Origin of the sequence: Pantoea sp. NSTU24, assembly GCF_050157905.1 — a bacterium.
Taxonomy (GTDB): domain Bacteria; phylum Pseudomonadota; class Gammaproteobacteria; order Enterobacterales; family Enterobacteriaceae; genus Pantoea.
Genome location: NZ_JBKIWZ010000001.1, coordinates 1,429,890 through 1,443,978, shown reverse-complemented (window position 1 = coordinate 1,443,978; position 14,089 = coordinate 1,429,890). Strand labels below are relative to the sequence as shown.

Genomic DNA, 14,089 nt, shown 5'->3' with positions numbered 1-14,089 from the left:
TTAAGCCAGGTTTCAGGCACCCCGCACAGGTGCCTGCGCCAGGTTTGACTGTAACCAGTTTTTAAACTGGCCGTAAGGAATATAAAGTGAAACGTCTTTCAGGATCACTTTACCGGTACGGCCATTTTTAATGGAATCGGTATAACCCACAATGACGCCGCTCAGCGTGTCATCACTGTTATAGACCCCGCCGCCCGACATTCCCTGAACAACCCCGGCATTTGATGCCATTGCCAGGCAGGGACTTTTATTCCAGTTATTGCGGATAGCGGTACGGGCTAAATTAACGCCCTTTGACTCCACCGGCATCGCAGAAATAAAACTGTAGCCATACATTTTAATGGAGTCGCCAATATCACCACTGCGGAATTTAGCCAGCGTTCTGGCATCATTCTTGTGATAAATAATCGCAACATCGCAATAGGGGTGATAGGATTTTACGCGCTGTACAGCCGTTTTAGCGACGTGCGCCGCTGTAAGACTATATTCAGGCGTCAGAGGAATGCTGGTGCCCAGTGTGCCAAGCCCGAGGATCGTCGGAATGCCCGTCACGCTCATATCGACGTGCTGCATTGCCGTGCGGCTGTACTCAGTATGGCCCACGGAGCACCCGCTCAGCGCCAGTGCTGCAAGCACCGGAAACAAAGTCAGGTTTCTCATGATGGGTTTCTTTATTCAGGCATGTCAGGAAATCCCTGGTGAAGACTTTTGACATGCAAACAAGGTTCATCACTGAACCGTATTAACGCAATAAGTCCGTATGCGCCGGTTTATTGGATTAATCAAAACACGATTTTTATTAACGAATCACTAACATAAAATTTTCTTTTCGCGAACCTTTTTAACGGCAGGCTCTGCTTTTTTATTGTGCTGCTGAGATAAAGTGTACCAGCTTAATAGTGTCATACAATTTATTAAAGCTAATCAGAAACAAATATCTCTGAATATAGGGTTTTAACAGAATCTTCATTAATAATAAGCTGGTCTTCTGGTTTAAACAGAGAGTTCGGGTTGTCCAAACGCAATCGGGTGGTTTTTTCTGCTGCCTTTAATCTTTTTTTCAGACAATTTAAAGCAGGATGCAAACAGGCGAAGTGTAAGATAGTGTTAACAGTCTGACTATAAGAACAGCAGGCCGTTAACGTCCGCGTGGTGAGAAAATTTAACTGCTATCAGCTATAAAGTTTCTGAAAAGGCCGTTTTATTAAACATATTCCCTAATCAAATCCTTCGCTATTATATTAATCAGTCGTTGAATTATCTGGAATAAAATCTTCAGGGCCCGCCTCTTCCTGATGTGTAAAACGTCTGTGCATAAAGGGCGTTACTTCAGGGGTAAATGTCTGTATAATGGGCCCAAATTGATGATTTAAACCATTGATTCATAAAGAATTACAACCCTACCGTGACGCCTGGGAAGGCGACAATGAGGAAGCGCCATGAGCGAAAAGTTACAGAAAGTCTTAGCACGTGCCGGTCATGGCTCACGTCGTGAAATCGAAGCCATGATTGCGGCTGGCCGCGTCAGTGTTGATGGTAAAATCGCCACCCTGGGCGACCGTGTTGAAAGCAGTAAATCCCTGAAAATCCGTATTGATGGTCATCTGGTGTCGATTGCTGAATCAGCAACCGAGGTCTGCCGCGTCCTGGCGTACTACAAACCGGAAGGCGAACTCTGCACCCGTAGCGACCCTGAAGGTCGGCCGACGGTCTTTGACCGCCTGCCGCGTCTGCGCGGCTCACGCTGGATTGCCGTTGGCCGTCTGGATGTGAACACCTGCGGCCTGATGCTGTTCACCACTGATGGTGAACTGGCCAACCGACTGATGCATCCGAGCCGTGAAGTGGAACGTGAATATGCGGTGCGTGTCTTTGGTCAGGTTGATGACGACAAAATCCGTCAGCTGAGCAAGGGGGTGCAACTGGAAGATGGTCCGGCTGCCTTTAAAACCCTGAAGTTTGGTGGCGGGGAGGGGATTAACCAGTGGTACAACGTAACCCTGACCGAAGGACGTAATCGTGAAGTCCGTCGTTTATGGGAAGCGGTGGGGGTTCAGGTCAGTCGTCTGATGCGCGTTCGCTATGGCGATATCACGTTACCGAAAGGTCTTCCGCGTGGTGGCTGGACTGAACTGGATCTGCCGGCAGTGAACTACCTGCGCAATCTGGTAGAGATGGATGATGAAACCGTCACGAAACTGGTGGTGGAGAAAGATCGTCGTCGCACCAAGGCAAATCAGATCCGCCGGGCCGTAAAACGCCATAACAAGGTAAGTAGCACGCCGCGTACGCCACGCCGTAATCCAGGCAGTAAACGCAACGCCGGATAATGCGGTGACCCCGCAATAAAAAAACGCAGCTCTGGGCTGCGTTTTCTTTTTCTGCTACCAGTCAATACCCTGCTGGGCCTGAATACCGGCATCAAATGCGTGCTTAACGGGTCGCATCTCCGTCACCGTATCCGCCATGGCCAGCAGACTGCGATGGCAGCCACGACCGGTAAGAATGACGCTCTGCTGCGGCGGTCGCTGTTGCAGGGCAGCAACGACCTCATCCAGCGACAGATAACCCATGCTGACCATGTAGGTGATCTCGTCAAGGATCACCAAATCGAGCTGTTCATCGGCCAGCATCCGTTTTGCATGTTGCCAGACGGCCAGACACGCGGCGGTATCCGTCTCGCGGTTCTGGGTATCCCAGGTGAAACCGGTCGCCATCACCTGAAATTCAACGCCGTGCTGCGCCAGCAGGTTTCGCTCGCCATTCGGCCACTCACCTTTAATAAACTGGACAGCAGCCACGCGTTTACCGTGACCGGTAGCGCGCAGGGCAGTGCCAAAGGCGGCGGTGGTTTTGCCTTTACCATTACCGGTAAAGACCATCAGAATGCCGCGCACCTCGGTAGCGGCGGCAATCCGCGCATCAACCTGCTCTTTGAGCCGCTGCTGACGCTGCTGATGACGATCGTCCGCCATTATTCCGCGGCCCCCGGTTTCCTGCCGGGCTGCGCATCAAAGCTGATGCCGGTTTTGCGGCGGCTGTCATCGCCCATCAGATAAAGGTAGAGCGGCATCAGGTCAGCAGGGGTTTTCAGCTTATTCGCATCTTCCTGCGGGAACGCGCTGGCGCGCATTTTGGTCCGGGTGCCCCCCGGATTAATGCAGTTAACCCGCAGCGACTGATTTTTATATTCGTCCGCCAGCACCTGCATCATCCCTTCGGTCGCAAATTTTGACACGGCATAGGCGCCCCAGCCTGCGCGTCCGGTGCGGCCGACGCTGGAGGTGGTAAAGACCAGTGAACCCGCGTCTGATTTCAGCAGCAGCGGCAGTAGTGCCTGAGTCAGGAAGAAGGTGGCGTCCAGGTTGATGTTCATCACCTCCTGCCAGATCTGCGGCTCCAGTTCGGCCAGCGGCACGATTTCGCCAAGGATCCCGGCGTTGTGCAGCACGCCATCCAGACGCGGGAACTGTTGCTGCAGCTGTCCGGCGACCTGGCGGCAGCGTTCCGGGGTCGCCTCGGCCAGATCGAACACCAGGGTATGAGCGGGGCGTTTATTCAGTTGATTGATGGCCTGTTCGACCTGCTGAAGTTTCTCAGGATTGCGACCCATCAGAATCACATCAGCGCCATAGCGCGCATAGGTCAGCGCCGCTTCCCGGCCAATGCCATCTGAAGCGCCAGTGACCAGGATGATGCGGTGATTAAGCAGGTCGCTTTTAGGTTGATAATGCACTGTGGGGTTCCTCCGGCGAAAACGGCATGATTCCGCTTTATGCCTGAAATAACGAATCGGCGCAATCGCCAGGGTACGCATTCTGTGCCAGCTGCTGGCATTTCAGGCGACGACGCGGGGTAAAGCGGCTAAACTGGCAGACTGTTTTCGATTTTCTGTTTACTAAGGCGACCTCATGGATTTTATTTCGACGTATGGACTGTTTTTAGCGAAAGCGGTGACGCTGGTGGTTGCCGTTGCCGCGATTGTCATGATTATCATGAATGCCGCGCTGCGCAAACGGGCACAGAGTGGTCAGCTCCGTCTGACGCATCTGGGGGATGACTATCAGCAGATGAAAGAGGATCTGCAGCTGGCCAAAATGAAACCACAGGCGCAAAAAGTCTGGCTGAAAAACCATAAAAAGAGCGAAAAGCAGAAAGCCAAAGCAGAGAAGCAGGCGGCGAAGCAGGGACAGACCGACAGTGCAAAGCCCACGCTCTACGTGCTGGATTTTAAGGGCAGCATGGACGCCAGTGAAGTCAGTTCACTGCGCGAAGAGATCTCTGCCGTGCTGGCGGTGAAGCAGCCAGGCGACGAGGTACTGCTGCGGCTGGAGAGTCCGGGCGGCGTGGTGCATGGTTATGGTCTGGCAGCCTCACAGTTGCAGCGTCTGCGCGATGAGGGTGTACGCATCACCGCCGCCGTAGACAAAGTCGCGGCCAGCGGCGGTTATATGATGGCCTGCGTGGCCGACCGCATAGTGGCCGCGCCGTTTTCGATTATCGGTTCTATCGGCGTCGTCGCACAGATTCCGAACTTCAATCGTCTGCTGAAGCGCAATGATATCGATGTTGAGCTGCACACCGCCGGCCAGTATAAGCGCACGCTGACGCTGTTCGGCGAGAATACGCCAGAAGGACGCGAGAAATTCCAGGAAGATCTGGATGAAACCCATCTGCTATTTAAACAGTTTGTTCATCAGATGCGGCCGTCACTGGATATCGAACGGGTAGCAACCGGTGAACACTGGTATGGCCGTCAGGCTCTTGAGCTTGGCCTGATTGACGACATCGGCACCAGCGATGATCTGATCATCCGTCAGATGGACCAGTTCACTGTTCTTGGCGTGCATTACGCCCGCCGGCGTAAAATGATGGACCGTTTTACGCAGAGTGCCGGTTCAGTAGCCGAACGACTCCTGCTGAAATTCTGGCAGCGTGGTGAAAAACCTCTGCTCTGATGCGAAACCCGGCCTGTGCCGGGTTTTTTATTGCAGATGGTAGAGCGGTGACAGTGCGACGGCCAGATGTTTAAAGACGTTAAACACCGCAGTGGTTTTAGGGGTTGGCAATCCCTGTGCGTCAAGGAAAAGCGGGCCACGAAAAACCAGCACGTCGCCCTGCTGAATCACCTCATCCGCCTGCATTCCCGCTAAATAGTCATCATGTTGCGTCATCAGCGCGTTGGCTTTTTCCAGCAATGCCTGGCGGGAAATAGCCTGAGTCGTTTTCTGCATTTATTCACTCCTTTTTGACAGTCCCCGAATCCTTTCTATATTACTGGCGAGCTTCACGGCATGACAACCCGGGACAGCGCGTCGGATTCCGGGCGTAAACCTGGCGTAAGTCCGGACTGAGTGCTAATTAAGTTGCGTAACAGATTTTATCAGGTAGAGTGTGGGCGATTCCGACTTCAGGGATTTTGCACCGGGATGTGCGATACGTTCAGATGGAAAAAGCACTCTTTATCATGTAGTTGCATAAAGTCATATCATCTGATCTGAGATTGACCCCTCCGCCTTGAAATGTTAAACAGGCGCAGCAATATTGAACCCGATGGGTTTTTGGGCATCCAATCCTCTCCCGCTAAGCAGGATGTTTTCATTAGGTAAAGGTAAATATGGGTAAAGCACTCGTTATTGTTGAGTCCCCGGCAAAGGCTAAAACAATCAATAAATATCTGGGCAATGACTACGTGGTGAAATCCAGCGTGGGTCATATCCGGGATCTGCCGACCAGTGGATCAACCGCAAAGAAGAGTGCTGACGCCTCGACAGATAAGAAAGCCAAAGACGCTTCGACCGACAAGAAAGTCAAAAAAGTTAAGAAAGATGAGAAAGCTGCGCTCGTCAGCCGTATGGGCGTTGATCCTTATCACGGCTGGGAAGCGGATTATCAGATCCTGCCCGGCAAAGAGAAAGTTGTTGCCGAGCTTAAAGCGTTAGCCGCCAGTGCTGACCACATCTATCTCGCAACCGACCTTGACCGCGAAGGGGAAGCTATTGCCTGGCACCTGCGGGAAGTGATCGGTGGCGATGACTCACGCTTCAGCCGCGTCGTGTTCAATGAAATCACCAAAAATGCGATTCGCCAGGCGTTTGAAAAGCCGGGCGAACTGAACATCGATCGTGTCAATGCTCAGCAGGCGCGCCGGTTTATGGATCGCGTAGTGGGCTATATGGTTTCGCCGCTGTTGTGGAAGAAGATCGCCCGTGGCCTCTCGGCCGGACGGGTACAATCCGTTGCGGTTCGCCTGGTGGTGGAACGTGAGCGCGAGATCAAAGCCTTTGTGCCGGAAGAGTACTGGGAAATTAATGCCGCGCTGACCACGCCGAAAGGCGATGAGCTGACGATGGACGTGACCCACAACGGTGACAAAGCTTTCCGTCCGGTCAACCGCGATGAAACGTATGCCGCCGTGGCGCTGCTGGAAAAAGCGCGCTTTGAAATTGTGGATCGTGAAGATAAGCCAACCAGCAGTAAGCCGGGTGCGCCTTATATCACTTCGACTCTGCAACAGGCGGCCAGCACCCGCCTGGGCTTTGGCGTTAAGAAAACCATGATGATGGCTCAGCGGCTCTACGAAGCGGGTCACATTACCTATATGCGTACCGACTCTACTAACCTGAGTCAGGATGCGGTTGCTATGGCGCGCGGCTACATTGAAAGCCATTTTGGCAGTAAGTATCTGCCTGACAACGCCGTTACTTACGCCAGCAAAGAGAACTCCCAGGAAGCGCACGAAGCGATTCGTCCTTCAGATGTGGAAGTGGTGGCGGAAAAGCTGAAGGATATGGAAGCGGATGCGCAGAAACTCTATCAGCTGATCTGGCGTCAGTTTGTTGCCTGTCAGATGACGCCGGCGAAATATGACTCCAGCACTATCACTGCCGCTGCCGGAGACTTCCGTCTTAAAGCGAAAGGCCGGATCCTGCGGTTCGACGGCTGGACCAAAGTGATGCCCGCACTGCGTAAGAATGATGAAGATCGGACACTGCCTGCTGTCAGCGTGGGGGATGTGCTGGATCTCAATGCACTGGTGCCGGGTCAGCACTTCACCAAACCACCGGCACGTTTCAGCGAGGCCTCGCTGGTGCGTGAGCTGGAGAAGCGTGGTATCGGTCGTCCTTCTACCTACGCGGCCATTACGTCGACCATTCAGGATCGTGGCTACGTCAGGGTGGAAAATCGCCGTTTTTATGCGGAAAAAATGGGCGAAATCGTTACCGATCGTCTGGAAGAAAATTTCCGCGAACTGATGAACTATGACTTCACCGCCCACATGGAAAGCAGCCTCGACCAGGTCGCCAACAACCAGGCGGAATGGAAGGCGGTGCTCGACCACTTCTTCAGTGACTTTACGCAGCAGCTTGAGCTGGCTGAGAAAGATCCGGAAGAGGGCGGGATGCAGCCGAACCAGATGGTGCTGACCTCAATTGACTGTCCGACCTGTAGTCGTCCAATGGGTATCCGGACCGCCAGTACGGGCGTCTTCCTGGGCTGCTCCGGCTATGCACTGCCGCCGAAAGAGCGCTGCAAGCAGACCATCAACCTGATTCCGGAAAACGAAGTTCTGAATATTCTGGAAGGCGATGATGCGGAAACCAACGCGCTGCGCGCCCGTCGTCGTTGCCAGAAATGCGGCACGGCGATGGATAGCTACCTGATCGACACCGAACGTAAACTGCATGTCTGCGGTAATAACCCGGAGTGCGATGGCTACGAGATCGAGAAGGGCGAATTCCGCATCAAAGGCTATGACGGCCCGGTGGTGGAGTGCGACAAGTGTGGTTCGGAAATGCACCTGAAACTGGGACGCTTTGGCAAATACATGGCGTGTACCAACGAAGAGTGCAAAAACACCCGCAAGATTCTGCGAAGCGGCGAAGTTGCGCCCCCGAAAGAGGATCCGGTTCCACTGCCCGAGCTGGCGTGTGAGAAATCAGATGCTTACTTCGTGTTGCGTGACGGCGCGGCAGGTGTTTTCCTGGCGGCGAATACCTTCCCGAAATCGCGTGAAACCCGTGCACCGCTGGTCGAAGAGCTTCAGCGCTTCAGCGACCGTCTGCCAGAAAAGCTGAAATATCTGGCCGAAGCGCCTGCCGCCGACCCGGAAGGCAACAAGACGCTGGTACGGTTCAGCCGTAAGACGAAGCAGCAATATGTTTCCTCTGAGAAAGAGGGCAAAGCAACCGGCTGGTCAGCTTTCTATATAGATGGCAAATGGCAGGAAGCGAAAAAGTAATCTATTCAGGCCAGCGTTCGCTGGCCTTTTTCTGAGCCTTATATCAATCCGTTCTACTCTCCCACTTAAACTGATATAGTCGTTATAGCATTTCCGCCTTTTCTGATGCATAGCCTCTCTTCAGCCTCGCGACTATCCGTCAACCGGGGATGCGACTCTGTAACTTACCGGGACAAAACAGATATGAAATTACAGCAGTTGCGCTATATCGTCGAAGTGGTAAACCATAACCTCAACGTTTCTTCGACGGCGGAAGGTCTCTACACCTCTCAACCCGGCATCAGTAAACAGGTACGCATGCTGGAAGATGAACTGGGCGTGCAAATTTTTGCCCGCAGCGGTAAACATCTCACGCAGGTTACACCCGCCGGAGAAGAGATCATCCGCATTGCGCGCGAAGTGCTCTCCAAAGTCGATGCCATCAAGTCGGTGGCTGGTGAGCACACCTGGCCGGATAAAGGCTCACTCTATGTGGCCACAACGCACACCCAGGCGCGGTATGCGCTACCGGGCGTCATTAAAGGTTTTATTGAACGCTATCCGCGCGTCTCGCTGCACATGCACCAGGGTTCACCGACCCAGATTGCGGAAGCCGTTTCCAAGGGCAATGCAGACTTTGCCATTGCTACGGAAGCCTTACATCTCTATGACGATTTAATCATGCTGCCGTGCTATCACTGGAACCGGGCGATTGTGGTGACGGCCGATCACCCTCTGGCCGGAAAAGGACAGGTTTCAATTGAAGAGCTCGCCGAGTATCCGCTGGTGACCTATACCTTCGGCTTTACCGGCCGCTCGGAGCTGGATACGGCCTTCAATCGTGCGGGATTAACTCCACGCATCGTCTTCACTGCCACAGACGCGGACGTCATTAAAACGTATGTACGTTTAGGCCTGGGGGTAGGGGTTATCGCCAGTATGGCGGTGGATCCGATTGCTGACCCTGACCTGATACGTATTGAAGCGGCCGACATTTTTACTAACAGCACCACCAAGATTGGCTTCCGCCGCAGCACCTTCCTGCGCAGCTATATGTATGATTTTATCCAGCGTTTTGCCCCGCATCTGACGCGTGACGTGGTGGACACGGCAGTCGCGCTGCGCTCGAACGAGGACATTGAGGCGATGTTTAAGGATATCCGGCTGCCGTTTAAATAGCGTTGACCGCTTGCGTTGAATCATTAGGCTGCCGGGGGCAGCCTTTTTTGTTACTCTGCTTTAGCGCCAAATGAGAATCAAAAGTTTTTATGATTTTTTTGTAAATGAAACATCGATCACAGGTTTCCCGGTTCAGCTTTCTTAAATGCGAATTACAACACACTTTTAACTATGTCACTTTGCGACACGCCAGGATTATTCCCATACTCCAGTTAACAGCCGATTCGTTTAGCCAGCAAATACGCGGTTCTCAGGTTATGGCTGTAGTTATAATTGGATCTGATTTTAATTTAACTCAAATTTTTTAGTGACTGGTTTTATTAAAAGTTCGTTCCGGAGTTAATGATTTCTTACGTTACTGGCGCATATTGATTAATACCGTTAATCGTTTTGCTCAATAAAAATAACTGGATTTTTGGCCTTAACGCGTTTAGGATTCCTCCTAAATCTTAATCGTTGTTATCAATCATTTTGTTGAGAGTGATTATCAAAAACTATGAATACACGACTGACAGTAGAACCGGGCTTTCCGGTAAAAAGCACTAAGGTTGAGCGTACCGGTAACACCCGTCGCAATGCCTGGTTAACCGTATTCGCTGCTTCTGCGCTGTTCTGGGTAGTTGTTGCGTTAATGATCTGGCGTATCTGGGGCTAAAGCCATGTGGGCACATACACTCAGCCATAAACCTTCACTGACCTCGCGCCAGCACAAGCCGGTTGCCTGCAAAGGCAAAGAGCCGCTTGCAAAGGACGAAAAAGTGTCTATCCCCGAATCGTGGGATTTGAGTGATAACCAGAGACTTTTTATTGAGTCTTTTCTGGACCCGAAAAACAAATAAGGTTTTAAGACCGTTTATTTGTCACTGTTTTTTATTACCGACGTTCCCGGCATGCTTTCAGGCAGCCAATCTCCACACCTGTACGACCAAAGGGTGTCGCCTCATAGAGGGTGACCGCTAAACTTTTACGCCCGATTCCGGCGAAGGAGTAGATAAAATGAATATTATTAAAATGTCCTGGCTTAGCGCGTATGCATTCTCTTTTGCGTTCTGGTCTGCGGCGGTGTGGATAACGCTCTAATCTCAATACCCCCCCTTTTTTATGATGCCTCGTGATTTCACGAGGCATTTTCGTTTACGGCGATTGTAGCAATTTGTGTTGTAATCAAAACGTTAACGAATTTGTGGTCTATCTTTAACATAAACCTTTGTCTCTCTGAGGTTAAGACCATGAACGAAAAGGAGGAGCTATGTCGTCTACCCTACGCGAGCAGAGTCAGGAAATACTGCAGGTCGACACCAAAAAATATCACATCTTCAGTCTTCCCCGTGCGGCTCAGCATCTCGGCAATATCGATAAACTGCCCAAATCTCTCAAGGTCCTGCTGGAAAATCTGCTGCGCTGGCAGGATGGTGACTCTGTAACCGCTGAGGACATCCAGGCGCTGGTTGACTGGCAAACCGATGCCCATGCCGATCGCGAAATCGCCTACCGGCCAGCCCGTGTCCTGATGCAGGACTTTACCGGCGTCCCGGCCGTGGTTGACCTGGCCGCCATGCGTGAGGCGGTCAATCGCCTGGGTGGCGATGTGGCAAAAGTGAATCCGCTTTCCCCTGTGGATCTGGTGATCGACCATTCGGTCACCGTCGATCATTTTGGCGATGATGACGCCTTTGAAGAGAACGTCCGGCTGGAGATGGAGCGCAACCATGAGCGCTACGTTTTTCTTCGCTGGGGTCAGAAAGCCTTTGATAAATTCCGCGTGGTTCCACCGGGCACCGGTATCTGTCACCAGGTGAACCTGGAGTATCTCGGTAAGGCGATCTGGCACGAAACCCGCGACGGGGAAGCGTACGCCTGGCCGGATACGCTGGTCGGCACGGATTCACATACCACCATGATCAATGCGCTTGGCGTGCTGGGCTGGGGTGTCGGGGGCATTGAGGCGGAAGCCGCGATGCTGGGGCAGCCTGTCTCGATGCTGATCCCGGATGTGGTCGGTTTTAAACTCACCGGCAAACTGCGGCCGGGCATTACCGCGACTGACCTTGTGCTAACCGTGACTCAGATGCTGCGTAAGCATGGCGTGGTGGGGAAATTCGTAGAATTTTATGGCGATGGTCTGGCCGATTTACCCCTGGCTGATCGCGCGACTATTGCCAATATGGCACCGGAATATGGCGCCACCTGCGGATTTTTCCCGGTGGATGACGTAACGCTGAGCTATATGACGCTGACCGGGCGCGATGCTGAACAGGTGGCGCTGGTTGAAGCCTATGCCAAAGCACAGGGCATGTGGCGTCATGCTGGTGATGAGCCGCGCTTTACCAGTACGCTGGCGCTGGATATGAATGATGTTGAGTCGAGCCTGGCCGGACCAAAACGTCCTCAGGACCGGGTTTCCCTCGGCGATGTACCTGCCGCCTTCGACGCCAGTAACGAGCTGGAAGTCAACCAGGCGGTCAGAGCGCATAAAAACGTCAGTTACACCGACAGCGATACCGGTCTGACCCACACGCTGACCGACGGTGCCGTGGTCATCAGCGCAATCACCTCCTGTACGAATACCTCTAATCCCAGCGTGCTGATGGCCGCCGGGCTTTTGGCAAAAAAGGCGGTCGAACGCGGGCTGAAACGCAAGCCGTGGGTGAAGGCGTCGCTGGCTCCTGGCTCCAAAGTGGTTTCAGACTATCTGGCCGTGGCGCAGCTGACCGCTTATCTGGATCAGCTGGGCTTTAATCTGGTCGGCTATGGCTGCACCACCTGTATCGGTAACTCCGGTCCACTGAAGGATGAGATCGAATCCGCTATTAAAGCCGGTGACCTGACGGTGGGGGCGGTGCTCTCCGGTAACCGCAACTTCGAAGGTCGTATTCATCCGTTGATCAAAACTAACTGGCTGGCTTCGCCGCCGCTGGTGGTTGCCTACGCCCTGGCGGGTAACATGAAAATTAACCTGCAGACTGAACCGCTGGGTCACGATCTGCAGGGCCAGCCGGTCTATCTCAAAGATATCTGGCCGTCACCGGAAGAGATCGCCACCGCGGTACAGCAGGTGACCAGCGATATGTTCCACAAAGAGTACGCGGAAGTCTTTGACGGCACGCCAGACTGGCAGGCGATAAACGTTAGTGAAGCGGCGACCTACGACTGGGATGAGGGATCGACCTATATCCGACTCTCGCCGTTTTTCGACACGATGCAGAAAGAGCCGGAACCGGTGCAGGATATTCGCGGCGCCCGGGTGCTCGCCCTGCTGGGTGATTCAGTGACGACCGACCATATTTCGCCAGCGGGCAGTATCAAGGCAGAAAGTCCGGCAGGACGCTATCTGCTGGCCCATGGGGTAGAACGCAAGGACTTCAACTCCTATGGTTCACGTCGCGGCAACCATGAGGTCATGATGCGCGGCACCTTCGCCAACATCCGTATTCGTAATGAAATGGTACCCGGCGTCGAGGGCGGTTACACCCGTCACTACCCGAGCGGCGAGCAGCTGGCCATCTATGATGCGGCAATGAAGTATCAGGCAGAAGGGGTCCCGCTGGCCGTCATTGCCGGGCTGGAGTATGGTTCCGGCTCCAGCCGTGACTGGGCGGCTAAAGGTCCCCGCCTGCAGGGCGTCAGGGTCGTGATTGCCGAGTCATTTGAGCGTATCCACCGCTCTAACCTGATTGGCATGGGGATTCTGCCACTGGAGTTTCCGCAGGGCGTCACCCGGAAAACGCTGGGGTTGACGGGAGAAGAGCGCATCGACGTTGAAAATCTTCAGGCGCTGACGCCGGGCTGCACGGTAAAAGTTACGCTGACCCGCGCGGATGGCAGCAAAGAGGAACTGGACACGCGCTGTCGCATCGACACCGGAAATGAGCTGACCTACTACCGTAACGACGGCATTCTGCACTACGTTATCCGCAATATGCTGAACTGATAAAAAAGCCGGGGCAACCCGGCTTTTCTTCGTTATGACTTTGGCAGCAAATGCCCCATCTTGCTCGCCTTGGTATCCAGATAGTGCGCGTTCTTGGGATTACGTCCCACCACCAGCGGCACCCGCTCAACGATATTAATCCCGGCTTCGCTCAGGATCTCTACCTTGCGCGGGTTGTTCGTCAGCAGGCGCACTTCATTAACGCCCAGCAGCTTGAACATATCCGCGCACAGGGTGAAGTCGCGTTCATCAGCGGCAAAGCCAAGCTGGTGGTTCGCTTCGACGGTGTCATACCCTTTATCCTGCAGTGCATAGGCGCGGATCTTATTCAGCAGGCCAATATTGCGGCCTTCCTGACGATGATAGAGCAGCACGCCGCGACCTTCTTCAGCGATGGCATTGAGGGCGGCTTCGAGCTGAAAACCACAGTCGCAACGCAGGCTGAAGAGCGCATCGCCGGTCAGGCATTCGGAGTGAACGCGCGCCAGGACCGGTTCGTTGTCATTAATATCGCCAAAGACCAGTGCAACGTGGTCATGTCCGGTTGCCAATTCTTCAAAACCTACCATCAGGAAATCTCCCCATGGCGTGGGCAGTTTGGCTTCTGCCACCCGTTTAAGCTGCATGTGACTCTCCAGAACCTTCAGAGGATGCACTATCATCATGATAGTGCACAGGCCAGTGTGGCCCGACAAACGTGCAATATTGTGCCATAACCCGTAAGCGGGCTGGTACTCTCTGACATCAATTGCAGTGAT

General features: G+C 53.4%; 11 protein-coding genes. 6 read left to right on the top strand and 5 right to left on the bottom strand.

Translation table 11 applies throughout. The annotated features are described in order from the left end of the window. Nucleotides 1–12 precede the first annotated feature (12 nt). Complete coding sequence (locus ACLHDD_RS07010) at nucleotides 13–660, bottom strand: serine protease (RefSeq protein ID WP_427103521.1); 648 nt, start codon at nucleotides 658–660, stop codon at nucleotides 13–15. 779 nt (nucleotides 661–1,439) lie between these two features. On the opposite strand from ACLHDD_RS07010, the gene rluB reads away from it, so the two are divergent. Next, nucleotides 1,440–2,330 (top strand): 23S rRNA pseudouridine(2605) synthase RluB, encoded by an 891-nt coding sequence (rluB, locus tag ACLHDD_RS07005; RefSeq protein WP_427103520.1) that lies wholly within the window; start codon nucleotides 1,440–1,442, stop codon nucleotides 2,328–2,330. A gap of 54 nt (nucleotides 2,331–2,384) precedes the next feature. Here rluB and cobO read toward each other — a convergent pair whose 3' ends face one another. Together cobO and ACLHDD_RS06995 are read right to left on the bottom strand one after the other, a co-directional pair. Then, on the bottom strand, nucleotides 2,385–2,975 hold the full coding sequence (cobO, locus tag ACLHDD_RS07000; RefSeq protein ID WP_427103519.1) for a cob(I)yrinic acid a,c-diamide adenosyltransferase: 591 nt from the start codon (nucleotides 2,973–2,975) through the stop codon (nucleotides 2,385–2,387). Next, nucleotides 2,975–3,736: a YciK family oxidoreductase gene (locus tag ACLHDD_RS06995; protein WP_427103518.1), complete on the bottom strand. Its 762-nt coding sequence runs from the start codon at nucleotides 3,734–3,736 to the stop codon at nucleotides 2,975–2,977. The genes cobO and ACLHDD_RS06995 overlap by 1 nt, the downstream gene beginning before the upstream one ends. A gap of 175 nt (nucleotides 3,737–3,911) precedes the next feature. Here ACLHDD_RS06995 and sohB point away from each other — a divergent pair, with 175 nt between their 5' ends. Next, the gene (gene sohB / locus ACLHDD_RS06990; protein WP_427103517.1) at nucleotides 3,912–4,958 is read left to right on the top strand and encodes a protease SohB; all 1,047 of its coding nucleotides are present in this window, start codon (nucleotides 3,912–3,914) and stop codon (nucleotides 4,956–4,958) included. 27 nt (nucleotides 4,959–4,985) lie between these two features. Here the strand turns inward: sohB and ACLHDD_RS06985 are convergent, their stop codons facing one another. Beyond that, on the bottom strand, nucleotides 4,986–5,234 hold the full coding sequence (locus tag ACLHDD_RS06985; RefSeq protein ID WP_427103516.1) for a YciN family protein: 249 nt from the start codon (nucleotides 5,232–5,234) through the stop codon (nucleotides 4,986–4,988). Between the two features lie 383 nt (nucleotides 5,235–5,617). Between ACLHDD_RS06985 and topA the strand changes: the two genes are divergently transcribed. From topA to acnA, 4 genes are all read left to right on the top strand, one after another. Continuing rightward, entirely contained in the window at nucleotides 5,618–8,242 is a 2,625-nt protein-coding gene (topA, locus tag ACLHDD_RS06980; RefSeq protein WP_427103515.1) for a type I DNA topoisomerase, read from the top strand. Between the two features lie 183 nt (nucleotides 8,243–8,425). After that, a complete protein-coding gene (cysB, locus tag ACLHDD_RS06975; protein WP_313651397.1) occupies nucleotides 8,426–9,400 on the top strand; it encodes an HTH-type transcriptional regulator CysB in 975 nt (324 codons plus the stop codon). 496 nt (nucleotides 9,401–9,896) lie between these two features. Beyond that, a complete protein-coding gene (locus tag ACLHDD_RS06970) occupies nucleotides 9,897–10,055 on the top strand; it encodes a YmiA family putative membrane protein (protein WP_111140074.1) in 159 nt (52 codons plus the stop codon). A 594-nt stretch (nucleotides 10,056–10,649) separates the two neighbouring features. Next, nucleotides 10,650–13,331 (top strand): aconitate hydratase AcnA, encoded by a 2,682-nt coding sequence (acnA, locus tag ACLHDD_RS06965; RefSeq protein ID WP_427103514.1) that lies wholly within the window; start codon nucleotides 10,650–10,652, stop codon nucleotides 13,329–13,331. Between the two features lie 32 nt (nucleotides 13,332–13,363). Here acnA and ribA read toward each other — a convergent pair whose 3' ends face one another. Next, a complete protein-coding gene (ribA, locus tag ACLHDD_RS06960; protein WP_111140077.1) occupies nucleotides 13,364–13,957 on the bottom strand; it encodes a GTP cyclohydrolase II in 594 nt (197 codons plus the stop codon). Between the last annotated feature and the right edge of the window lie 132 nt (nucleotides 13,958–14,089).

Excerpts from the sequence above, each read along its gene's own strand:
- sohB (WP_427103517.1), top strand. The coding sequence starts at position 3,912 with ATGGATTTTATTTCGACGTATGGACTGTTTTTAGCGAAAGCGGTGACG.
- rluB (WP_427103520.1), top strand. The coding sequence starts at position 1,440 with ATGAGCGAAAAGTTACAGAAAGTCTTAGCACGTGCCGGTCATGGCTCA.
- cobO (WP_427103519.1), bottom strand. The coding sequence starts at position 2,975 with ATGGCGGACGATCGTCATCAGCAGCGTCAGCAGCGGCTCAAAGAGCAG.
- cysB (WP_313651397.1), top strand. The coding sequence starts at position 8,426 with ATGAAATTACAGCAGTTGCGCTATATCGTCGAAGTGGTAAACCATAAC.
- ACLHDD_RS06985 (WP_427103516.1), bottom strand. The coding sequence starts at position 5,234 with ATGCAGAAAACGACTCAGGCTATTTCCCGCCAGGCATTGCTGGAAAAA.
- acnA (WP_427103514.1), top strand. The coding sequence starts at position 10,650 with ATGTCGTCTACCCTACGCGAGCAGAGTCAGGAAATACTGCAGGTCGAC.
- ribA (WP_111140077.1), bottom strand. The coding sequence starts at position 13,957 with ATGCAGCTTAAACGGGTGGCAGAAGCCAAACTGCCCACGCCATGGGGA.
- ACLHDD_RS06970 (WP_111140074.1), top strand. The coding sequence starts at position 9,897 with ATGAATACACGACTGACAGTAGAACCGGGCTTTCCGGTAAAAAGCACT.
- topA (WP_427103515.1), top strand. The coding sequence starts at position 5,618 with ATGGGTAAAGCACTCGTTATTGTTGAGTCCCCGGCAAAGGCTAAAACA.
- ACLHDD_RS07010 (WP_427103521.1), bottom strand. The coding sequence starts at position 660 with ATGAGAAACCTGACTTTGTTTCCGGTGCTTGCAGCACTGGCGCTGAGC.